This is a genomic window from Mesobacillus boroniphilus, assembly GCF_018424685.1.
In the GTDB taxonomy this organism is placed as follows: domain Bacteria; phylum Bacillota; class Bacilli; order Bacillales; family Cytobacillaceae; genus Mesobacillus; species Mesobacillus boroniphilus_A.
The window spans coordinates 1-417 of the sequence record NZ_QTKX01000025.1; the positions used below are offsets into that span (position 1 = coordinate 1).

A 417-nucleotide genomic window follows, 5' to 3' on the forward strand; every position below is an offset into this window, starting at 1 on the left:
CTACTAGAGACTGATTTATTAGCATGATTACATGTTAATGTTTCTTTACTTAGTAATTAACTTTATAATGTAAGAATAATTATCTTCAGCCAAAGAAAGGGATTGATGATTTGTCGTTTCATCAAGTAGAAGAATGGTTTGAGATATTTCGACAGTTTGGCTATTTACCTGGATTCATATTGTTATATATAAGAGCGATTATTCCAGTATTTCCATTAGCACTCTATATTTTAATTAATATTCAAGTCTATGGACCTATTTTAGGTATATTGATTAGTTGGCTTGGATTAATTTCTGGAACATTTACAGTCTATTTGATCTGTAAACGATTGGTGAATACTGAGAGGATGCAGCGAATTAAACAACGTACTGCTGTTCAACGCTTGATTAGTTTTATTGATCGCCAAGGATTAGTCC

At 31.4% G+C, this 417-nt stretch carries 1 pseudogene; it reads left to right on the top strand.

What is annotated here, in order from left to right:
• Nucleotides 1-110 precede the first annotated feature (110 nt).
• Nucleotides 111-417: pseudogene (locus tag DYI25_RS22315) on the top strand (TVP38/TMEM64 family protein); the annotation flags it as partial.